Origin of the sequence: Actinomyces bouchesdurhonensis, assembly GCF_900128465.1 — a bacterium.
GTDB classification, from domain to species: Bacteria; Actinomycetota; Actinomycetes; order Actinomycetales; family Actinomycetaceae; genus Pauljensenia; species Pauljensenia bouchesdurhonensis.
The window spans coordinates 67,558-88,585 of record NZ_LT635863.1; the positions used below are offsets into that span (position 1 = coordinate 67,558).

Genomic DNA, 21,028 nt, shown 5'->3' on the forward strand with positions numbered 1-21,028 from the left:
GATTCCTACACCGTCCATCCGAAAGACCTCGACATGCCCAATACTACCTTTGATCGCCCCGACCTGAGCGCGTTCACGCGCCTGGATGACCTGGGGTTGGAGGTGACGGGCCAGCGCATTTGGCCAGACCATGCAGTGTTGGCGTGCCGCATTGTTGGTGAGGATCGGTGGTGTCGACGCTGCGGGTGCCAGGGCGCGGCTCGTGACACGGTGATCCGGCGCCCCGCGCACGAGCCTTACGGGTGGCGTCCCACGATTTTGCATGTGAGCGTGCGCCGCTACCGGTGCCCAGAGTGTGCTCACGTGTGGCGTCAGGATATGAGCCAAGCGGCCGATCCGCGCGCCAAGCTCTCACGGGCGGCGGTGCGCTGGGCGCTCACTGGGCTGGTCGTCCACCATTTGACGGTGGCGCGCATCTCCCAGGCTCTGGCTGTGTCCTGGAATACCGCTAACACTGCTGTCCTGGCCGAAGGAGAGCGCTCACTGATCAACGACCCGACCCGGTTTGAAGGCGTGCGCGTCATTGGCGTGGATGAACACGTGTGGCGCCACACCCCCTACGGCGACAAATTCGTCACCGTCATCTTGGACTTGACGCCCATCCGAGATCGCAGTGGCCCCTCCCGGCTCTTGGACATGGTCCCGGGCCGCTCCAAGCAGGTCTTCAAAACCTGGCTGGCCTCCCAGCCCGATACGTGGCGCGAGCGTATTGAGATCGTCGCGATGGATGGATTCACCGGGTTCAAGAGCGCCGCCACTGAAGAACTCCCAGACGCAAGGGCAGTCATGGACCCCTTCCACGTCGTACACCTGGCCGGCAATGCCTTGGATGAGTGCCGAAGGCGCATTCAGCAAGAACTCCACCACCGGCGCGGGCGTGCCACGGACCCCCTGTACAAGGCCCGCAGGGTGCTGCACACCAGATCCTGCCTACTCACCCTTGGCCAGCAGTACCAGATACTTGACCTGTTTTCCGGCGACGAGCACGTCGCCCTCGAGGTCACCTGGAGCGTCTACCAGAACATCATTGATGCCTACCGCGCGCCCAACACGAGCGCGGGTAAGGCCATCATGGAAGCCGAAATCAACACGCTGACCTCCACGCGCGTACCGAGTCGCCTGACCAAGCTCATCACGCTGGGCAGGACACTCAAACGCCGAGCCACAGACATCCTGGCCTACTTCGACCACCCCCACACCACAAGCGACCCCACCCAAGCCATCAACGCACCCCTCGAACACCTCCGCGGCATCGCCCAAGGATTCATCAACCACCGAAACTACCGCCTACGCTGCCTCCTCCACTCCGGCGGATTCCAACACCTCCTACACCCCAAAATGCGAAGAGCCGCTTAAGTGTTGCGGGTGCATACGCTGGCCAGGGCGTTCTCGATCTAGAGGCGACCAGCTTTCTTGAGTTCGATGTAACGGTCAGCTGTGCGTGCGGGTAACAGTTCAGCGGATGCCTGAAGGGTGAGTGCACCCGCAAGGCGTGCGTCGGCGGCACCAGCGTCGTCGGCTCGCTGGGAGAGTGCGGCGGAGGCGGCGAGGAACACTTCTTCCGCGTTGGAGAGTCCGTGCCGTGCGCGAATCTCGTCGGGGTCGGTCGCGGAGGCGACGAGCACGGTGTGGCGATCGGCGAGGCGCGACAGGGTGTCCGTGAACTCTGTGTCCATGCCGGCTGGGGGGATCTTCGTGATTACAACAACGAATGACGGGTGGTGGACGGTCTGTTCGACGGCTGTGGCCACGTCGGACCAGTCGGTGACGTCTAGGCGCGGCGAAATATCCGTGAAGGTCGCGGCGAGGGTCTCGATGATTTTGGGTCCGCGTACCCCTGATACGCGTGCGCGCACGCGAGAGTCGACGGCTAACACGTGGACCTTGTCGCCCGCGCGATCGGCGAGGGTTGCCAGGAGGAGGGCTGTCTCGATGGAGGAATCCAAGCGGGGCGCACAGCCCAGGGCGATCGAGTCCACGTCCATGTGTTCGGGTGCGCCGAGCAGAGCGGCGGAGGCGCGTCCACAATCCACGACGATGAGGACGTGTCGGTCTCGTTCGGGGCGCCACTGGCGCACTATGAGTTCGGCGGAGCGAGCGGATGCACGCCAGTCGATGTCTCGCGGGTCGTCACCTTCGACGTAGGTGCGCAGGGAGTCAAACTCGGTTCCCGCGCCGCGCAGTGTCGTCGGCGTCGTGCCCTCCAATTCGTGGAGCCGAGCCAGGCGCGTGGGTAGTAGTACGCGCGCCTTAAACTCGGGGAGGACTGACAGCGTCAATGGTGCTTCAAGACTGACCTGACGCGCGCCCAAGTGCAGCGGCCCCCACGAGCGGATCGTGACTACATCGGCGTGGCGCGTGCCCCGCCGCGACGGGCAGAGCATCGTTGTGACGGTGGTGGAGCTGCGGGCGGTGAGGCGCACGCGTTGGCGCGACGGGGTGGGGGCGAGGGATGGTGGCCACGCGTCGCGTACATCCAGGGTCATGTGTCGTTTCGTCGTGTTGGTCAGGCGCAGCGTTGCCGTGGTTGTCTGGTCGGCGCGGATTGGGCCGGTGACGTCGCGTCGCAGGCGCAGGGTGCGGGGGGAGGGAGCGCCGGCCGTGTCGATCAGGCACGCCGCGATGACGAGGCCGAACCACGTCCAGGCGAAGGCGCGGGATGGCGAGAGGGCGAGGGGGACGATGCCGACGAGAACGACGAGCGCGCTGCGCGCAGAGACGATCACGGGAGCCTCAGCGGGGGACGGGGGTGGCTGCGAGGACTCCTGAGACGACGTTGGCGGCCGTGATGCCCTCGAGGTTGGCTTCGGCACGCAGGCCGAGGCGGTGTGCGAGGGTCGAGGGGGCCATCGTCTTAATGTCGTCGGGGGTCACGAATCCTCGGCCCTGTAGGAAGGCCCACACGCGAGAGGTGCGCAGCAGGGCGGTCGCGCCTCGTGGGGACACGCCGAGGCGCACGGCGGGTGAGGTGCGCGTTGCACGACACACGTCGACCAGGTAGGCGATGACGGCGGGAGCGACCTCAACGCGTGCGGCGGCTTCGTGAGCCGCGAGGATGTCAGCGGCGCCGGCGACCGGGTGAATGCCCGCTTTCGCGAGGGACGTTGGGTTGAAGCCGCCCTGGTGGCGGGCAACGATGTCGATTTCGGCGTCGCGGGATGGCAGGGGCAGCTCGAGTTTGAGGAGGAAACGGTCCAACTGTGCTTCCGGCAACGGGTAGGTGCCCTCGTATTCGATGGGGTTTTGCGTGGCAATGACCATGAAGGGGGCGGGTAGGGCGCGGGTCGTACCGTCGACCGAGACGGTGTGTTCCTCCATGGATTCGAGGAGCGCCGACTGGGTCTTGGGTGGCGTCCGGTTGATTTCGTCGGCGAGGAGCAGATTCGTGAACACGGGACCTTCACGGAAGACGAACTCGGATCGTCCCGCGTCCCAGATCATTGAGCCGGTGATGTCGGCGGGCATCAGGTCGGGGGTGAACTGGATACGCGCCATGTCGACGTTGAGGGCGTGGGCGAGTGCGCGCACGAGGAGCGTTTTAGCGACGCCGGGGACCCCCTCGAGCAAGGCGTGGCCGCCGGCAACGAGGGCGACAATCAGTCCGGTGATTGCCGCGTCCTGGCCGACGATGGCTTTACCGATCTCAGCTTTGAGCGCCAGGAGGGCCTCCTGCGTGCTTCGCTCTGCCTCGTTGAGGCGACGCCCCGACCATCCCTGGCCCGTTGGCGCGCAGTACGAGGCCGGGGTCCCCTGGGTGGGGGTGCCTCCCCGGGGCGCGTATCCCCCCTGCGGCCCGGAGTATCCGGGTCCGCCCTGATCGTGTACGCCACCAGCGGTGCCATACTGCGGGGAGGGCATGGGGCCGGGGACGGGGTTAGTCATGGCGAATCTCCTTCTCGAGGGCGTAGAGGTCGTTGGCGAGTTGGACGAGGGCCGCCTCGTCTGTCGGTGGTGGCCCCCACAGAAGTTGTTTGTAGCGGGAGGGAGGCAGGCCTTGTTGCTCGATCTCGCGTGCGAGCGTCTCACGATCAGCGGTGTACGTGACACCTAGCGAGGACGCGATGCGCGAGGCAGACGCGCTGCGCAGCGCTCTGGCGGCATGCCCGTAGGAGCGCATGGCGCGCATGAGTCGTGCCTTCCCGATGAGGGTTTCAGCGGCAGGTACCTCAATCGGCAGCTGCTCCGGGGTGAGTGGCCCGAGTCTTGTGCCGCGCGCCGCGGCCGCCAACAGCGCTGAGCCGAGCACCATGAGGAAGGCGGGAGCAAGGAACGGAGAATCAGTGGGTGTCACCTGCTCGGAGGAAACAGAAACACCATGGGAGGCAACGAACCAGGCGACCTTGTTGGTCCTGCCGATCGCGTTAATGGCCAAGGCGGCGTTGCCTCCCTCCGTGATCGCACGGTTGCGCACCCGCACCGAATCGGGGATGACTGCGCGGAAGCGACCGTCTTCAACGCGCTCAGCGTAGGCGTAATTTTGCCCGTCTGTGGTGAAACACAGGTGCCAGGTGGAGGAAGAAGCGGAAACCGAATAAGCGGAGGAAAACAGCTCGCTCGCATGCTGGGCTGCGTCGGAAGCACATCCTGGCTGTGTTCTTTGCCCGGTGTCCCAGGATCGGGTTGCGTGCAACCCCGCCAGGTAGGGTGGCTCACCCCCGTATTCCTCCTCCAAGCCCACGTAGACAACGCTCGCTCGCGTCTCCACCTCCTGCGCCAACTGAGCCGACATGCGGGAAGGAAAAACGACGACGAGCGTCGTGTTCTCATCTACGGATGCCGCCTGAGTGGCCGACACTTCGCTCACCGTGATGCCGTGGTGTTCAAGCACCTGCGCGAGTGCCCGCGCGCCGTCACCTCCAGGGTTGCGGATGCCCACGGGGGCATTGTTGAAACCAGCCTGCGGCAAGAATGCGATGCCGACAAAGGACACTATGACGAACGCGAGAACCATGATCGCCGGACGCGCGGCGCTCGCCCGTTCACGCGCCGTGGGGGTAATGATGCGAACCTGCGTGGCTTTCATCAGTGGTCCTGGGCCTTTCGGCAGGCATCCAACAGGGCAGGCGTGAGTTTGCTTAATGCGTCCACGTCCTGGCGACTAACCGATGCATTCCCGTAACGAACGCGGTCGAAAGTCCGTGCGTGAAAAGCAAGCGTCGGGCCCTGTTCGGGCACGAGCCGGGTCGCCGCCACCGCGGCTTCGCGTGCCGTCAGACCTGGCGATGATGTGACGACCTCGCATTCATCCAACCCCAACACTAGGAGACGGTAGGCCCACACGTAAGCCAGGTTCCAGTCCTCGTCTTCCACAGCCTCGTTGAAGAGACGGCGTACATCCTCGCGGCTCGCCTCCTCCTCGAACACTGAGTGGGATGCACGCCAGGAGGAACGAATCGGGTTGAGGATCAGCGCGATGATGACGAGCGCAATCGCGATGATCGCCAGGAGCGTCACGAGCACAGAGAAAGAGAAAGGCCCCTCTCCCTTCCATTCGATGGCCTCGTAGAGCCTCGTTAGGAAACGCCTAATGACATCGGTAATGCCGCTGGCGTCGGTGTTGTAGATCCCGCGCGAAAGTTCCTCTTCCAGCCACGACCGGGCCTCACCCTCGTCGGGCGCCAAGGGAACGCCGCACGCGAACACCGGGTCCACCGCCTAGCTCCTGGCGGCCTGGGCGAGCGCGAAGGCGAAGTTCTCTGTGCGAATCTTTTGATCCACAAACATAAGAGTCTGGAACGCTGACATGATGGGGAAGACGAGGGCGTAGGAGGCCATCTGGAGAATGCTGGTCAGCACACTAGTAGTCATGAGCAACCCAACCATCTTGGTGGGATCAAGGCTACCGGCGCTGAAGACCGCGAAGACAATACCGACGACAACAGTGCTGATGACCATCGTGATCATGCCGGCGATGAAACCAACCAGAATACTGATGAGCATCAGGCGACCCAGGGTCATCCAGAACGCCCCTGATGTCAAGGACCACGAGCGCTTGATCGACTCGACGGGACCAGCGTGCTCCAAGACGGCACACATTGGCGCGTAGAGGAGACGAACTTGTACCGCGTAGGAGACCAACGCCATCGGAAACAACGCAATCAACATCAAACCGGCAGCACTGTACGCCGCGTTCGAACTGCCCGAGGCCAAGAGAAGCACGACTATGCCGACGATCCATAGGATGACCGGGATACCGACCGCGAGAAATGTGAGGACGACGACACCTAGCACCGGCATCATGCGCGGCTTTGCTAACGCCCATGCTTGGCGGAATGTGATCTTCTTGCCGATGACCATCTGCGCCACCGTGGTGGACAGGATTCCGTTCAGCAGTGCTACCGCAAGAATAGAACATATCAGCAAGATGGCGTAGCCCACGAACGTTGACACAAAGGCCATGGACACGGAACTGGCGATGTCATCGGGGGAAGCCTGAGGATCCTCGCCGTACTCCGAGGCCGACATCAACGAGTACATGGGAAAGATAGAGACGAGCGAGTCGAGGACACCCACGATCGTCAACACGATCAGCGTGAAACCGAACAGTACTTTCGGGTTCATACGAAGGGCCGCGAAGGAGCCACTCAACAGGTCAGAGATCGTAANTTGCCAACGCTATCCCGGCGGGGGCCACCCTGCCCTCGCACGGGGTAGAGGTCAGCGACGGGGTCGCGCGCGTCGAACTCAACGCCGCGATGCCCCCCGACGAAGCCGCGCAGGTGAGTCTCTCATGGCAGCTGACGCGCACCCTCACGCAGGCGCCTGACGTGTCGCAGGTGAGCATTACCCTCTCGGGCGACACCCTTGACGTGCCAGCAGTGCCGCCACCGCCGTCGTATTCCCTCGACACTATGGTGGGGGCTGGTCCATCAGGCGTGGGGGTCGTGTCAGCATCGGGTTTTACGCCTCGCGCTTCGGCGAGGGACGCCGCGCACCCGACCTGTTCGCCGATGGATTCCACTCTCGTGGCGTGGAGTGGCCCCGATGGAGTCTACGCGGAGCATGCAGGTAGCCAGGTTGCCTTCCTGCCAGGTCAGGCCCCCCTCGGGCCCTCGATTGACAGATACGGATGGGTTTGGGGACCTCCCACGTCCGCTTCGTGGCTCAGTGTCGGTGGCGGCACGGATGGGGCGTTCAGTGTGCGCATCGAATCCGAAAGCGCGGGTGACGTTCACGCGGTGCGTATTTCCCCCGACGGTGTGCGTGCCCTCGTTATCCGTGGCTCCACACCGAGCGCGTGGGTGGGCGTCGTTGAACGCGAGCCGGGTGGTCGTCCGCAGGCGGTGCGTTCCCTCGAACAGATTTCGCTCGACGGCGGGGCTGTCATCGACGCGTCGTGGACCACGTCGACGGGACTCGTTCTTGCGGTGCGCGGTGAGGGTGGTGACAACGACCAGCTTGTGACGATGGCGTTGGGAGGTTTGCCTTCGAGCGTTGCGTTGCCGATCCGCGTGTCGTCGATGAGCGCCGGGGCTTCTTCTGCTTCGGTTGTCATCGTTGGGACGGACGAGGCGGGTAAGGCGCAGGTTCTCGTGCGATCGGGAGCGCTGTGGCAAAATGTCTCGGCTGACGTGACATCGGCGCGTTACGCGGGGTGAGGGCTGGTGGCAGGAGTGCACCGGGTGGCTGGTTTCGTTGATGCTTTCCTGGGCGCGGTGCTGCCCGTTCAGTGCGTGGGGTGTTTGGCGTGGGACGTGGTCATGTGTGGTTCGTGTGCGTCGCTGGCCACCGTTGAGCCGGTGTCGACTTCCTTGGAGGGGCGTCGAAGTTCGATCCCTCTTTGGGTCCTCGGGGACTATTCCGGTCCCCTGCGCAGGATTGTCTTGGGCGCGAAGCATGCGATGCGCANCCCGGGTGCGGGTGCGCTGTAGCCTGGCCCGGGGGCGGGGGTTCCGTAGCCTGGCCCGGGTGCGGGTGCGCCGTAGCCTGGCCCGGGTGCGGGTGCACTGTAGCCCTCTTGGACTCCTGTTGGCTCGTCTTGGCCAGGGGCGGGCGGTGTCCATGGGGAACTCATCACGACCTCCAGATCGCTGGTGTTGTGCTGGTCTCAATCCTGCCACAGGACGGGGATGTGCGTGCCGTCATCGCGGCGAGAACGTGGTGTTTCCGAATGAATCTCCTGCAACCGTGACGATTTCGTGACACTATCGTGATATGAGTTCGCGCATCCTCGTCGTCGATGACGACGTCGCCCTGGCCGAGATGATCGGCATCGTCCTCGAGAACGAGGGCTTTCGCGTCGTCTTTTGTTCCGATGGATCCCAGGCGCTGACTCACTTCCAAGAAACGAACCCGGACCTGGTCCTCCTCGATGTCATGCTGCCCGGCATGGATGGCTTTGACGTGTGCAGGGCAATCCGACGCGTCTCCGATGTCCCGATCGTGATGCTGACTGCCCGTTCTGATACGTCCGACGTTGTGACGGGTCTCGAGGCCGGAGCAGACGACTATGTGCCCAAACCCTTCAAACCCAAGGAACTGATTGCCCGTGTGCGTGCCCGCCTGCGTGGTCGCGAGGAATCACAGGCTGACGAAGGGCTGACCCTGCAGGACCTGACCATTGACGTGGCTGGACACGTCGTCAAGCGTGACGGACGTGTGATCGCGTTGACTCCGCTCGAGTTCGACCTGCTGGCCACGTTGGCGCGCTCCCCGTGGAAGGTGTTTTCCCGCGAGGAACTTTTGGAGCAGGTGTGGGGCTACCGTCACGCTGCCGACACGAGGCTCGTGAACGTTCATGTGCAGCGCCTACGCTCCAAGATTGAACGCGATCCGGAAAAACCGGAGCTCGTCGTCACTGTCCGCGGGGTTGGGTACCGTGCCGGCGCGGGAGCATAATTTCGCGCTCTCGCGACTGATCCGGGTCCTCACCGCGTCGAGGCCGTGGATATTCCTGCGCTCCTCACAGATCGTCCACCGCATCCGGCATTCCCTCTCGGCGAAGCTTGCCGTGGCGATCACCCTCTCTGCGCTCGCTATCCTGCTTATCTTCGGTATCATCGTCGCCTCACAGCTGCGTTCGTCGATGTTTGAGACGCGTAAAGACGCGATTCTGGCAGATGCGTCGCTGCGTTTTTCTGCAGCCCAGTCCGTGTTTTCCTCCTCGACGGCCACCTCCCCCGACCAAGTCCAAGAATCCGCACGCGGCGCCCTGACCTCACTCAAAGCCTCGGCGGCAGGCGCGGGAGCGACCAACGTCGCGTTGTTGCGCTCCGAGGGTTCCGCTGCCTCGCTGCGCATCAATCAGATTGAGGACGAGCAGATGCGCCTCCTCGTTACCCCCGAGATGCGTCAGGCCGTGACGCAGGGCGGCGCCCAATGGCAGTCGGTGGGCATCACGGCATCCGACTCTGACAAGGTGTCACCTGGGATCCTCGTCGGTACGCAGGTGCAGCTGCCCCGCGCAGGCACGCACGAGCTTTACATCCTCTACTCCCTGGCAGCCGATCAGAGCCAGGTGGACGTCGTATTGCGCGTGCTTGCCCTGTCCGCGCTGCCAATCATCCTGACCTTGCCCATCGCCGTCTATGCGCTCCTGCACCGTCTCCTGTTACCCGTGCGCCTGACCGTCAATGCGGCCACCAAGGCGGCGGAGGGAAACCTGGATGTGCGCGTCGAGGTGCATGGTGCCGACGAAATGGCGGCACTCGGACGAGCCTTCAACGCGATGACCTCTTCACTGCAGGACACGATTTCACGCTACGACGAACTGGCCAAACTCCAGCAGCGTTTCGTCTCCGACGTCTCACACGAGCTGCGTACGCCGCTGACCACGATCCGCATGGCCGAGGAAGTCGTGTGGGACAACCGCGAGGATCTTCCAGCGCACGCGCGCCGTTCCGCCGAACTCTTGCACGACCAGACAGAACGCATGGAGCAAATGCTCGCCGACCTGCTCGAAATTTCGCGCTACGACGCAGCGAGCGCCCTCCTGGACGCAGAAGAACACGATCTGCGTCCCATCGTGACGCGCGTCGTGGAGGGATGCTGCGAGCTGGCCCAGCGTCAGGGTGTTACCGTTCGCATCATCGCCCCCAGTCCAGCTGCTGCCGAGATCGACGAACGCCGCATCGAGCGAGTCATCCGCAACCTCGTCGTCAACGCGATCGAGCACGCCGACGGGTCTGATGTCACGATCACGGTGGCGACCAGCGCCACCGACGTGGCGTGTCGCGTGCGCGACCGTGGGGTGGGAATGACCAAGGAGGTTACCGATCACGTGTTCGACCGCTTCTACCGGGCCGACACGGCCAGGGCACGCACGACCGGAGGAACAGGCCTAGGCCTCGCCATCGCGACGGAGGATGTGGCGATCCACGGAGGGCGACTCCAAGCGTACGGTGAACCCGGCAAGGGAGCGTCCTTCCTCATGACATTGCCCAAACACCCGGGCGATGAGATCGCCAGCTGGCCGCTCACCCTGTGGGAGGACCAATGAGACGACGCTTCGCCCTGATAGCCTGCGTCGCGCTGGCGCTCGCGGGCTGTGCGTCCCTGCCCACCTCCTCGGCGCCAACCCCTTTCGATGCGTCCGCGCGCGATGGCAGCGGCATCCAATTTTCTGCAGAGGGTCCCTCGGACGGCTCTGACGCCTCGACCCTGGTCTCGGATTTTCTGCTCGCCTGCGCAGCGGGACCCCAGGATGACTACGCGACCGCTCGCCTGTTCCTCACGAGCGCGTCGGCACGCTCGTGGCAGCCTGAAAACGAAATCCTCGTCTACGACACGGATACGGCGCCATTGGTGAGCACGAGCCTTGACAACTCCGCGCAGGCGGAGGTCAGCGTGTCCGTTCTGGGGGTGGCAAGCATCGACGACTTGGGTGTTCTCACGCGTTCGAATGGCTCCATCGTGTCGCGGACTTTCACCCTTGTCCGCGAGGACGGGCAGTGGCGTATCGACGCGCCCGACAACATTATCCTCATCTCTCGGGCGGCCTTGACGGCCTCGTACACGCAGGCAAACCTGTACTTCCCGTCCGTTGATGGGTCGGACCTGGTGTCTGATCCGCGTTGGTACCCTTCCAGGCGCCTGGCCTCCCACCTTCTCGCAGGCCTTGTCGCGGGACCCAGCCCAGCCCTCGATCCCGTCGTTGCCAACGCGATCCCGGCGGGGGCCACCCTGCCCTCGCACGGGGTAGAGGTCAGCGACGGGGTCGCGCGCGTCGAACTCAACGCCGCGATGCCCCCCGACGAAGCCGCGCAGGTGAGTCTCTCATGGCAGCTGACGCGCACCCTCACGCAGGCGCCTGACGTGTCGCAGGTGAGCATTACCCTCTCGGGCGACACCCTTGACGTGCCAGCAGTGCCGCCNGTTCGGACCGGCTATTGAGCGGGGGAAGCTCCCGCGGGTGTTTGTCGCGCGACGATCGTCGTGTTCGCGAGCGTATTCGTGTGCGTGTTGTAGATGTGTTGCGGTTGCGGGTGGGGGTGGGATCGCAGTCGGGTAAGACGGGTGCTGCTCGTGTGGTGGGGCGCATGGGTTCGATGCGTGCTCGTGTGTCGGTTCCGGAAGGAGCGATCGTGATTGCGGTGGATGATGTGGTGACGACGGGTGCGACGATCCGTGAAATGGAGCGAGTGCTGGGGCGGGTGGATGGGGTGGCGGCGTTGTGCCGTCCAGGCCTCATCGCATGACGTAGGTCACCGACGTGCTATAATGCGGTTACGAACTTTCGATAGCGTGGCAGGCGCGGACGCCTTCCACGTCAGTGCGGGAGGTGATAGCTCAGGCCACGGTTCGGGCAGTGAGCACCGAACAATCCCCATCCGCGGGCAACGATGCCCGCCGCACACCATGGAGGAAACACATGGACATCACCGTCGTCGCACGTAATGCTGAGATTCACCCGAATTTCCGGGCATACGTGGAGGAGAAGGTTTCGAAGATTACCCAGTTCTATCCGCGTGCGCAGCGCGTGGATGTGGAGCTGACTCACGAACGTAACCCCCGCCAAGCAGATACCGCCGAGCGCATTGAGTTGACCGTCTACGGCAAGGGGCCGATCATCCGCGCGGAGGCGCGCTCCGCCGACCGCTACGCGGCTGTTGACATTGCCGCCGGGAAGCTTTACGAGCGTTTGCGCCGCCTGCGTGATCGCGTGAAAGACCACCGCCGCAGGTACCCGCGTAATCTGGTCGAAGCCGAAGTACTTGACGTAGCACCTGTTGTTGAGGAGCAGGTGGCGCCCGAGCCGGAGGCTCCCAAGCCGCTGCGTAGCGCCGAGGATCTCAAGGTTGGAGAGGCTCGCGAGGAGCAGTGGGGTGACACGCCCATTATTGTGCGCCAGAAGGTGCACGAGGCTCCGCCGATGAGCGTGGATGAGGCCCTGGACCAGATGATGATGGTCGGCCACCCCTTCTTCCTCTTCGTTGATAAGGAGACGAGCCAGCCGTGCGTCGTCTACCACCGTCACGGGTGGACGTACGGTGTGCTTCGTTTGAATACGACGATCTGACGGTTCACTGATGCGGGTGTGCCCCGGGCCTAGTGCCCGGGGCACACCCGCATGTTTACCTGTGACGTTAAATGCGTCCATGTTCGCGCGGGCGTTTCCACTTTGGGCAGTTAGTTCGTAAACTAATGGGTGGATTTGGCTGTCCGTCCTACAGGGGGGCGGACTACAGACGTCAGGAGCTAGTCGTGTCGATTATTGACAAGATCCTTCGCGCGGGCGAAGGTCGGATGCTGCGCAAGCTGGATCGGCTTGCGTCGCAGGTTGATGCCCTGCAGGAGGATTTTGAGGCTCTGACCGACGAAGAACTGCAAGCAAAAACCCAGGAGTTTAAGGATCGCCTTGAGGAGGGTGAGACCCTGGATGACATCCTGGTGGAGGCTTTCGCGACGGTTCGTGAGGCTTCGTGGCGAATCCTGCGTATGCGTCCTTTCCACGTGCAGGTGATGGGTGGTATCGCTCTACACCAGGGCAAGATCGCGGAAATGAAGACCGGTGAAGGTAAGACCTTGGTCGCTACGATGCCTTCTTACTTGCGCGCGCTGACCGGTAAGGGCGTGCATGTCGTGACGGTCAACGACTACCTGGCGAAGTACCAGTCGGATCTGATGAGCCGCGTGTATAACTTCCTGGGTATGACGTGCGGCTGTGTCCTCGTGGGCCAGACGCCTGCCGAGCGCCGCGAGATGTACGCCTGCGACATCACCTACGGCACGAACAACGAGTTCGGCTTCGACTACCTGCGCGACAACATGGCGCAGGTCCCGGAGGACATGGTCCAGCGTGGTCACGAGTTCGTCATCGTTGATGAGGTTGATTCGATCCTTATTGATGAGGCTCGTACGCCTTTGATTATTTCAGGTCCTGCCGACGGTGATCTGAATCGCTGGTACATCGAGTTTGCGCGCATCGCGCGCATTTTGACGCGCGACGAGGACTATGAGGTCGATGAGAAGAAGAAAACTGTTGGCATCTTGGAGCCGGGTATTGACAAGGTTGAGGATCAGCTGGGCGTCGAAAACCTGTACGAGGCCGCGAACACTCCGTTGATCGGTTTCCTGAATAATGCGATCCGCGCCAAGGAGCTGTTCTTTAAGGACCGCGACTACATCGTGGATGGCGGCGAGGTCCTCATTGTTGATGAGCACACGGGCCGCGTTTTGCCGGGCCGACGTTACAACGATGGTATGCATCAGGCGATTGAAGCCAAGGAAGGCGTGGAGATCAAAGCGGAGAACCAGACGCTGGCCACGATCACGTTGCAGAACTACTTCCGCCTGTACCCGGAGGGGTCGCGAGCGGGCATGACGGGTACGGCTGAGACGGAAGCCGCGGAGTTCGCTTCGACCTACAAGATCGACGTTATCCCGATTCCGACGAACAAGCCGATGATCCGTAAGGATCAGCCTGACCTCGTCTACCCGACGGAGAAGGGGAAACTGAACGCGATTATTGAGGATGTGGCTAAGCGCCACGAAGCTGGTCAGCCTGTCCTCATCGGTACTGCGTCGGTTGAAAAGTCTGAGCTGCTTTCTCAGATGCTGAAGAAGAAACGAATTGCGCACCAGGTGCTCAACGCTAAGCAGCATGCCCGCGAGGCCGCTGTCGTTGCGATGGCGGGTCGTAAGGGTGCGGTGACGGTGGCCACGAATATGGCTGGTCGTGGTACCGACATCATGCTGGGTGGTAACTCGGAGTTCATCGCCCAGGCGAACCTCGCTGATGAGGGCCTCGATCCGAAGAAGAACCCGGAAGAGTACCGCGAGGCGTGGCCCAAGGCTCTCGAGGCTGCGGAGGCGGCTGTTGAGGCCGAGCGTGAGGAGGTGCGTGAGTTGGGCGGCCTGTACGTGCTCGGTTCGGAGCGCCACGAGTCGCGTCGTATTGATAACCAGCTGCGTGGTCGTAGTGGTCGTCAGGGGGATCCTGGAGAGTCTCGTTTCTATCTGTCGATGGAAGATGACTTGATGCGTCTGTTTAACTCGGGTATGGCCCAGCGTATTATGGCGTCGGGTGCCTATCCGGAGGACATGCCGCTGGAGAATCGCGTGGTGTCGCGTTCGATTGCGTCTGCTCAGCATCAGGTGGAGGCCCGTAACTTTGAGATCCGCAAGAACGTCCTGAAGTACGACGACGTGATGACGGGGCAGCGTGAGACCATCTACGGCGAGCGTCGCAAGGTGCTTGAGGGTGAGGATATGGGGCCCCAGCTGCGTTCCTTCGCGGAGTCGCTCGTGACGGGCTTGGTCGATGAGGCGGTCGCCGACAAGCCGGTCGATGAGTGGGATTTGCCCTCCCTGTGGGAGAATCTGCGCGGCTACTATCCTCCGTCGGTTTCGATCGAGGAGGTCGAGGAGGAGCACGGGGGCAGGAATTCCCTGGTTCGCGATGACCTCGTGACCGAGCTCGTGGGCGATATTCACGCGGTGTACGCAGACACGGAGGATCGCTTGAACGATAACCCGTTGGCACAGGCGCAGTTGGGTGAGGAACCTATGCGGACGCTTGAGCGCCGTGTTGTCATCTCCGTGGTTGATCGCTTGTGGCGTGAGCACCTCTACGAGATGGATTACCTGAAGGAAGGTATCGGCTTGCGCGCGATGGGTCAGCGTGATCCGCTCGTCGAGTATAAGGACGAGGGCGCTCAAATGTTCCAGGCGATGGTTGAGCGTATCCGCGAGGAGTCTGTTCAGCAGGTGTTCAGCTACGCTAAGCAGTTTGAGCGTGCGTTGGCTGTGGCTGAGGAGCAGGCGGGTGGTTCTATCGCGAGTGCGTCCGTGGCTTCGGCGTCTGCGCCCGCCTCGGCCTCCTCGAAGTCTGAGGCGGCGGGTAGTCCCAGCGTCGAGCAGGTGGCTGCCGCGGAGTCCGCGGCGTCTGAGGCTGCGCGCGAGGCCGTCGCTCGCGCCCGTTCTGTCATGGGTAATGTGGGTCGTCGGAATGCACCCAGTCGCGTGAGCTACAGCTCTGCGGAGGGGCAGGGCACATCATCGTCGGCGGGCGGTAATCGCGCGGAGCGTCGCGCGGCCGCTAAGAAGCGTCGCCGTCGTTGAACGATCGGGCGAGGGGGCTCCTGCGGGAGTCCCCTCGCTTTGTTGTGTGTTGGTGGAGTGCGCGATCAGGCGAGTTCGAGGGCTGTGGTCATCCAGCGTCCCCGGTACTCCTCGAGTCGCAGGGCCAGGGCGTACGTGCGTGTGGCCGTCGCGACGATGACTGCTGCTTCCGTGTGTTGTGCGTCGATGGTGCACACACGTACGTGGATCGGCGTGGTTCCTCGCGCGCATGGCGTCAGGTGGACCTCGATAAGCGCTGCGTAGAGGTCGGGGAGGAGCCAGCGGCGTAGTTGGTGTGAGGTTCGGACTCCTGTGACGACCTCGACGATGGCTCTGGCGAGGGTGGCTGCCCAGGGGCCTGGGTCTGGCAGGTCGGGGCGGTTCGGATCGGTCACAAGCGCGGCTCGTGGACGACGTGACTGAATGTGTGGGCCGGGTGCGGACCAGCGAAACGGGGCGAGCGAGGCGGGTCTGGTGGGTGTTGGTGTGGTGCGCGTACGGCGTGTTGATTGACAGAGGGGACGAGGCCGGGGGTGGAGGTGGGTGCTCATGGAAGGTCCTGGGGGATGGAGAGTTGTACTCCTGGGTAGATGAGTGAGGGATTCGGGATAGCATCCGCGTTGGCGCGGTGGATCGCCTGCCAGACGCGGGTGATGTGGGCGTCGTCGGAGTCTGGACGCAGGGTTTGGGCGATCGACCAGAGGGTATCGCCGGGGCGGATCGTTACTGTCTGCTGTGCAGCGGTCGCTTCGCGTGATGCGCGTTGGGCCTGCGTGGATGGTGTTTCGTCGGGGTGAGTCGAGGTGGCGTCGCTTGTTGAGAGTGACGGGTTGGGGCTGTCTGCCCAGGTGAGGGATATGCCGGGCGAAGCTGCCTCAGGGGGAGCGGCCATGCTCGCTCCGTGAGGGATGGGGGTGAGAAGTGCTGAACCGATGAGTGCCCCGGCGCCGGCTTTTGCCAGAAGGGATTTTGATAGCCGCGTGCCGACACGTGATACGAGAGCGTGTGATGCCCGTCGAAGCGGGGCGGGGGTGAGCGTGAGCGTGGCCAGGTGTGCGACGGCTGACCAGAGAAGATTCCATGCCAGGAGCGCCAAGGCGAGGCATGCGAGCGTCCAGACGGCGAGTGTCTCGGGAGCGTTCGGCGTGATGGGCGGTGCTGCGCAGCTGAGGTAGAGGATGTCGAGGACGGTGAGGGGTGCGCCCACGAGCCAGAGGAATGCGTCGGTCAGGTGCGCCTGACCTGTGCCGGTGGGTGAGTCGTATGTCATGAGGTGCTCTTCGTTGAGGAGGCTAATTCGATACTATAACTATTTACTTCATAATAGTATATGTCAATAGATAGTGGTCGATTCCTTAAAAGTGTGATGCGCAACTCACTGCTTGACTCGTGTGGCAGAGTAGATGCATGGATATGTATGCGTTCATTGACGAACTGGAAGCACGATTCGACGAGGCGCGTAGCTGCGACCTCCAAGAACTCATCGATGAGCTGACAGACGCAGAGCGCGCCTCCGTCACCCTATCCGCGCGACTGGCTGGAGTCGAGGGCGTTGTCACACTAGCACTGAGAGGTGGCGGCGTCATAGTGGGTGAGGTGCTCGACTCAACGAGCACGTGGGTGCTGCTGCGCGCCAGCACCGGCGACAGTCTCGTGATGATCTCGGCTGTCGTCGGCGCCTGGCCGCTCGGACGCAGCGTTGCGCGCGAGTCGTCGATCCGTGGCGGCATCGGTGTTGGCCACGTCCTGCGGGAGCTGAGCGCTCGCGGAATCGAAGTCGCTATCGATTCGGACTGCGGTGACCATCGTGGGGTCATCGACGCGGTCTACGGGGATCATATCGATGTTGCCCTCAGTGAGGCGGCCCTCGGATATGACGGTCGTGATGAACAAGAGGGGCAGATCATGTCGCTGGCGCTCTCGGGGCTTCGTCGACTCCGCGTGCTTGGCCAGCGCTGGTCGCCGGACTACTGAGCGTGCTCCGCCTTTTGGCGCTCGCGCGTCGCGGCGTACTGGTCCTGGATGAATTGCTCCAGAACGGACTCTTCGATTCGCCAGACGTGCTTACCGCCAACTTGGATGGCCGGGAGCTCGCCGGAGGATACGAGGGCGCGGGTGGCTGACATCGTTAGATTCAGGGTTTCGGCGACGTCAGCGAGGGTGAGGAATCGTGTTGCCATGACAATATGGTATCAGTTGAGATCGTTTCGTTTGTATGGTTTGAGTCGACAATTTTTCGCATGTGAATCGACATATCGACCCGGTTGATTCCGATAGATGCTCGACAACCTACCGTTTTTCGTTCGAAACGTGCATTATGGAAGGGTGAAACGCGTCTCAGCTTCAGTGTCGATCCCGGCGCGCGTCCCCGGCAAGATGGACCGTCGATTCATCATCGGCGTCGTCCTGATCATCGCGTCCGTGCTCGCCTTCAGTGTCCTGGGCGGGTTCCTTCGGGGAGGAACCCGCGTCTACTCGGTGACGACCAGCATCGCACCAGGGGAGGCCATCACGGCAGATAACGTCCGTGAAATCGTTCTCGCCGTGGAATCCTCCGTCTATGTTCCGACTGCGCAAGCACCACTGGGGACACCCGTCGCCCGACCACTTATCCCCGGGCAGCTCATCATGCGAGCCGACCTGGCCGATAGTGACCACAACGGTGGGCAGGACCCCGACGCGATGGTTCGTGTCGCACTCACCGTGAACGCGGGCCTCCCCGAAGGCGTCGCCGACGGCACACCGATCCGTCTATGGGCCATCCCCTCCCGCCCGGCCACAGACACCGATACGAAGGCCCGCGAAATCGATGGAACTTTCACCTTCGTTCGATCCGTAGACGCATCCGCCTCCCAAATACACAGGGAAACCCATATCGAAATCATGGCCAACGCATCATCCCTACCAACCCTCCTCGCCGCTCAGACATCGACCGAACAGCTCGCCGCCGTTCCCGTGGGGGTATCGTGAGCGGTGTCCACGGCGTCGTCATCCTGGCTAATCAGCACTACGAAGCCCCGATCATCCAGGCGATCCAATCACGCTCAGACTGCCTGTCCATCGTCAGGCGCTGCGCCGACCTCGCCGAGGTCATCGCGGCCGCCCGCGCCGGCATCGCCGACCTTGCCATCATCGACGGAGCAGACACCGACCTGACCGCCGATGCCCTACTCTGCCTCCACACGGCTGGTATGGCGGTCGTCGCGCTGGCTCACCACGAGGAACGCAACCGACTCAGTGCTCTCGGTTGTGACTCGGTCGCGGCACCTGGCAGTCCCGACCAGGTCGTCAACTCGCTGATAGCCGCCACCCGCGCGCGGCGCACACACCAAGCCCAAGCCTCGTCACCACCTCCGCCCCCGCCCACCAGCGCGGGCACCGTTCTAGCGGTGTGGGGCACCTCCGGGGCACCCGGGCGCACGACCCTTGCTGCGGGCATCGCAACGATGCTAGCGACGCGGGGAGAGACCCTCCTCATCGACGCGGACACGTCCAATCCGAGCATTGCCCACCTCCTGGGCTTGCCCGTACAGACCTCGGGCCTGTCCATCCTCGCGCGCGCCGCATCGCGAGGCCCACTGTCGCCCGAAGACATCGCAGGCGCCTGCGTGAGAAGGAGCGAGCGCCTGGGCGTCGTCACTGGGCTGGTCACCCCGCACCGCTGGCGTGAGGTGAGCCGAACCAACATCGAAGCGATCATCGGCGCGGCACGCCTGAACGCGCGCTACAGCATTGTTGATCTGGCCGCGACCTACCTCGAAAAGCCCACGCGCGGAGTGAACAGAGATGACGTCACCCTCGGTGTCCTAGAACGGGCCGACCGCCTCGTTGTCGTCGCGCGCGGTGACATCATCGGTGTGAATCGTCTGTCCTTCCTCGCCCGCTGGTGGGAGGAACAGGGGCGCGACATTCCGGTGGACATCATCGTCAACCGCGTGAGCAAGGACGCGATCGGTCCGCGCCCGGTCGCCGCACTGCAGGCCGCCATCGGAGCGTTCATGCCCGGACGCATCTTCCACACTATCAACGACGATGTCGGCGTCGCCCGTGCCTGCCTGCGCGCGGCGGCACTGGGAGAGACAGGAAGTCAATGCTCCGCGACCGACGCGTTGGAGGCGATCGTGGACCAGTGGGTGCCTACACTGTGACCATGCGCGTCTACGTTCCTGCCCTTCTGTCTGACCTGTCCGTCCCCCTGCCGCCCGTGCACGAAGGAGTACTCGCCGTGCCCGACGCTGCGATGAGCAGCGAGGACGTCGAGGTCCTCGAGGACGACGCGATCACGGAGGCCGCCCTGGCATCCTTGGTGCTGGCCCGCGAGACAGACGGGGCACTGCCCACGCGCGTCGTCCTGGCAGTCGATACCCCCACCTCAACTACCCTGCGCCCAGGGGAACAACTCGAACCCCACATTTTCGAGGCACCGGCCTTCGAATACACGTGGTCGGACGTGGCCGCTATCCTCGCGGATCTGCCTGACGCAACCCCCGATGTCATAGCTGTCCTGGAGGCAGAAACGCAGGAGGAAGCCGACGATGCTGTAGCCGCTCTGTGGGAGTCGTCCTTGGCGTGGTTTGACCGTTCGGAGCGTCCCACTGTGCTGGCGCTGCACAAGGAGTAAGGCCGTCGGCAGCCGTCGCGTATGCGCAGTCGTGTGTACACGTAGCGCCGCGTGGCCCAGGTCATTGCGTATGCTTCGTTCGGCACACGTACGGCACCCGCGCGACGAGTGGCTCGGCTCGTGCCACCGCGCGTCGATGCCCTCTCCACTCCAGATTTCTAAGCGCGCACGCTCAGAGTCGATCCGCCCTGCGCCAGCGGTCGCACCTGGATCTGGTCGGCGATCTGGGTCGCCATTTCTTCGACGTGGGAGATGACACCCACCGTGCGGCCTGCGCAGCGCAGCGCCTGGAGCTGCTCCATGACGAGGGCGAGGGTGTGCGAGTCCAGAGAACCGAATCCCTCGTCGATGAACATTGTGCGCAGCTCGACCCCACCAGCCTCTGCCGTCACGACGTCAGCAAGCCCGAGAGCCAGTGCCAGGGACGTGTAGAAGGTTTCACCGCCCGAGAGCGTGCGTGGGCTGCGAACTGCTTCCGTGTCGTGGTCGATGATCGCCAGGCCCAGGCCCGACTTACGCGAGGAGGTGCCGTCGTCGGGGATGGCGACGAGTTGGTAGCGCCCCGACGAGATGCGTTCCAGGCGCGGGTTTGCGGCCGCGAGCACATCCTCCAGGCGGGCGATGAGCACCCACGCCGACAGGGGAGTGGACGCCAGGTTTTCCGGACCCGAGGCCACCGCGATGTCCGCTAGGCGCCGGATGGGACCAGTCTGCTCCCTGGCCTGGGCGAGGGCGTCGAGCACCTGCCCGAGGGACGCACGGGCAGCGTCGAGCTGAGCGCAATGCTGCTCGAGCTTGCCTGAGGCCCGGGCGGCTGAAGCAGCGTCCTCATCGGCCCTGCGCGACGCCTCAGTGAGGGCCTCGACGTGGGGAGTGGGCGCCGATGCGGCGCGGGTCAGCCGCTCG

General features: G+C 63.4%; 20 protein-coding genes. 11 read left to right on the forward strand and 9 right to left on the reverse strand.

The annotated features are described in order from the left end of the window. Positions 1–33 precede the first annotated feature (33 nt). On the forward strand, positions 34–1,356 hold the full coding sequence (locus tag BQ7477_RS01380) for an ISL3 family transposase (RefSeq protein WP_073982536.1): 1,323 nt from the start codon (positions 34–36) through the stop codon (positions 1,354–1,356). Between the two features lie 38 nt (positions 1,357–1,394). On the opposite strand, the gene BQ7477_RS01385 is transcribed toward BQ7477_RS01380, so the two are convergent. The 5 genes from BQ7477_RS01385 to BQ7477_RS01405 are packed head-to-tail and all read right to left on the reverse strand — an operon-like array spanning position 1,395 to position 6,588. Further along, positions 1,395–2,726, reverse strand: coding sequence for a DUF58 domain-containing protein (locus BQ7477_RS01385; protein ID WP_073982537.1), 1,332 nt, complete (start codon positions 2,724–2,726; stop codon positions 1,395–1,397). Positions 2,727–2,733: 7 nt separating this feature from the next. Continuing rightward, positions 2,734–3,882: an AAA family ATPase gene (locus BQ7477_RS01390; protein ID WP_084795593.1), complete on the reverse strand. Its 1,149-nt coding sequence runs from the start codon at positions 3,880–3,882 to the stop codon at positions 2,734–2,736. Then, entirely contained in the window at positions 3,875–5,023 is a 1,149-nt protein-coding gene (locus tag BQ7477_RS01395; RefSeq protein WP_073982538.1) for a DUF4350 domain-containing protein, read from the reverse strand. The genes BQ7477_RS01390 and BQ7477_RS01395 overlap by 8 nt, the downstream gene beginning before the upstream one ends. Then, positions 5,023–5,652: a DUF4129 domain-containing protein gene (locus BQ7477_RS01400; protein ID WP_129582460.1), complete on the reverse strand. Its 630-nt coding sequence runs from the start codon at positions 5,650–5,652 to the stop codon at positions 5,023–5,025. Before BQ7477_RS01400 ends, BQ7477_RS01395 begins: the two co-directional genes overlap by 1 nt. A gap of 3 nt (positions 5,653–5,655) precedes the next feature. After that, positions 5,656–6,588 carry a DUF7847 domain-containing protein gene (locus BQ7477_RS01405; protein WP_129582461.1) on the reverse strand — a complete coding sequence of 311 codons (933 nt, stop codon included), beginning with the start codon at positions 6,586–6,588 and terminating at the stop codon, positions 5,656–5,658. A 29-nt stretch (positions 6,589–6,617) separates the two neighbouring features. Between BQ7477_RS01405 and BQ7477_RS01410 the strand changes: the two genes are divergently transcribed. The 6 genes from BQ7477_RS01410 (at position 6,618) to secA (ending at position 15,501) form a co-directional block, all read left to right on the forward strand. Beyond that, entirely contained in the window at positions 6,618–7,598 is a 981-nt protein-coding gene (locus BQ7477_RS01410) for an LpqB family beta-propeller domain-containing protein (protein ID WP_084795594.1), read from the forward strand. Positions 7,599–8,154: 556 nt separating this feature from the next. Beyond that, entirely contained in the window at positions 8,155–8,838 is a 684-nt protein-coding gene (gene mtrA, locus BQ7477_RS01420) for an MtrAB system response regulator MtrA (RefSeq protein ID WP_073982541.1), read from the forward strand. Next, entirely contained in the window at positions 8,819–10,438 is a 1,620-nt protein-coding gene (mtrB, locus tag BQ7477_RS01425) for an MtrAB system histidine kinase MtrB (RefSeq protein WP_073982542.1), read from the forward strand. Before mtrA ends, mtrB begins: the two co-directional genes overlap by 20 nt. Then, the gene (locus BQ7477_RS01430) at positions 10,435–11,331 is read left to right on the forward strand and encodes an LpqB family beta-propeller domain-containing protein (protein WP_338072938.1); all 897 of its coding nucleotides are present in this window, start codon (positions 10,435–10,437) and stop codon (positions 11,329–11,331) included. The genes mtrB and BQ7477_RS01430 overlap by 4 nt, the downstream gene beginning before the upstream one ends. A 478-nt stretch (positions 11,332–11,809) precedes the next feature. Further along, on the forward strand, positions 11,810–12,457 hold the full coding sequence (gene hpf / locus BQ7477_RS01440) for a ribosome hibernation-promoting factor, HPF/YfiA family (RefSeq protein ID WP_073982543.1): 648 nt from the start codon (positions 11,810–11,812) through the stop codon (positions 12,455–12,457). 185 nt (positions 12,458–12,642) lie between these two features. After that, on the forward strand, positions 12,643–15,501 hold the full coding sequence (secA, locus tag BQ7477_RS01445) for a preprotein translocase subunit SecA (protein WP_073982544.1): 2,859 nt from the start codon (positions 12,643–12,645) through the stop codon (positions 15,499–15,501). A gap of 65 nt (positions 15,502–15,566) precedes the next feature. Here secA and BQ7477_RS11965 read toward each other — a convergent pair whose 3' ends face one another. Together BQ7477_RS11965 and BQ7477_RS01455 are read right to left on the reverse strand one after the other, a co-directional pair. Then, positions 15,567–15,896 carry an Rv3235 family protein gene (locus BQ7477_RS11965; protein WP_234968617.1) on the reverse strand — a complete coding sequence of 110 codons (330 nt, stop codon included), beginning with the start codon at positions 15,894–15,896 and terminating at the stop codon, positions 15,567–15,569. Positions 15,897–16,048: 152 nt separating this feature from the next. Further along, positions 16,049–16,771, reverse strand: a complete 723-nt coding sequence (locus tag BQ7477_RS01455) for a LysM peptidoglycan-binding domain-containing protein (protein ID WP_073982545.1) — start codon at positions 16,769–16,771, stop codon at positions 16,049–16,051. A gap of 137 nt (positions 16,772–16,908) precedes the next feature. Here BQ7477_RS01455 and BQ7477_RS01460 point away from each other — a divergent pair, with 137 nt between their 5' ends. After that, positions 16,909–17,475, forward strand: coding sequence for a hypothetical protein (locus BQ7477_RS01460; protein WP_073982546.1), 567 nt, complete (start codon positions 16,909–16,911; stop codon positions 17,473–17,475). Here the strand turns inward: BQ7477_RS01460 and BQ7477_RS01465 are convergent. Further along, positions 17,469–17,681, reverse strand: coding sequence for a helix-turn-helix domain-containing protein (locus tag BQ7477_RS01465; RefSeq protein WP_073982547.1), 213 nt, complete (start codon positions 17,679–17,681; stop codon positions 17,469–17,471). The genes BQ7477_RS01460 and BQ7477_RS01465 overlap by 7 nt on opposite strands. A gap of 145 nt (positions 17,682–17,826) precedes the next feature. Here BQ7477_RS01465 and BQ7477_RS01470 point away from each other — a divergent pair, with 145 nt between their 5' ends. The 3 genes from BQ7477_RS01470 to BQ7477_RS01480 are packed head-to-tail and all read left to right on the forward strand — an operon-like array spanning position 17,827 to position 20,122. Next, complete coding sequence (locus BQ7477_RS01470; RefSeq protein WP_234968618.1) at positions 17,827–18,471, forward strand: SAF domain-containing protein; 645 nt, start codon at positions 17,827–17,829, stop codon at positions 18,469–18,471. Beyond that, positions 18,468–19,649: a CpaE/TadZ family protein gene (locus tag BQ7477_RS01475; protein WP_073982548.1), complete on the forward strand. Its 1,182-nt coding sequence runs from the start codon at positions 18,468–18,470 to the stop codon at positions 19,647–19,649. The genes BQ7477_RS01470 and BQ7477_RS01475 overlap by 4 nt, the downstream gene beginning before the upstream one ends. Positions 19,650–19,651: 2 nt before the next feature. Next, complete coding sequence (locus tag BQ7477_RS01480; protein WP_073982582.1) at positions 19,652–20,122, forward strand: DUF6912 family protein; 471 nt, start codon at positions 19,652–19,654, stop codon at positions 20,120–20,122. 158 nt (positions 20,123–20,280) lie between these two features. Here BQ7477_RS01480 and BQ7477_RS01485 read toward each other — a convergent pair. Then, positions 20,281–21,028: SbcC/MukB-like Walker B domain-containing protein (locus BQ7477_RS01485; protein ID WP_268753691.1), on the reverse strand; the 748-nt coding region annotated here is incomplete at its 5' end.

Excerpts from the sequence above, each read along its gene's own strand:
- BQ7477_RS01380 (WP_073982536.1), top strand. The coding sequence starts at position 34 with ATGCCCAATACTACCTTTGATCGCCCCGACCTGAGCGCGTTCACGCGC.
- BQ7477_RS01390 (WP_084795593.1), bottom strand. The coding sequence starts at position 3,882 with ATGACTAACCCCGTCCCCGGCCCCATGCCCTCCCCGCAGTATGGCACC.
- BQ7477_RS01395 (WP_073982538.1), bottom strand. The coding sequence starts at position 5,023 with ATGAAAGCCACGCAGGTTCGCATCATTACCCCCACGGCGCGTGAACGG.
- mtrA (WP_073982541.1), top strand. The coding sequence starts at position 8,155 with ATGAGTTCGCGCATCCTCGTCGTCGATGACGACGTCGCCCTGGCCGAG.
- hpf (WP_073982543.1), top strand. The coding sequence starts at position 11,810 with ATGGACATCACCGTCGTCGCACGTAATGCTGAGATTCACCCGAATTTC.
- BQ7477_RS01455 (WP_073982545.1), bottom strand. The coding sequence starts at position 16,771 with ATGACATACGACTCACCCACCGGCACAGGTCAGGCGCACCTGACCGAC.
- BQ7477_RS01460 (WP_073982546.1), top strand. The coding sequence starts at position 16,909 with ATGGATATGTATGCGTTCATTGACGAACTGGAAGCACGATTCGACGAG.
- BQ7477_RS01465 (WP_073982547.1), bottom strand. The coding sequence starts at position 17,681 with ATGGCAACACGATTCCTCACCCTCGCTGACGTCGCCGAAACCCTGAAT.
- BQ7477_RS01480 (WP_073982582.1), top strand. The coding sequence starts at position 19,652 with ATGCGCGTCTACGTTCCTGCCCTTCTGTCTGACCTGTCCGTCCCCCTG.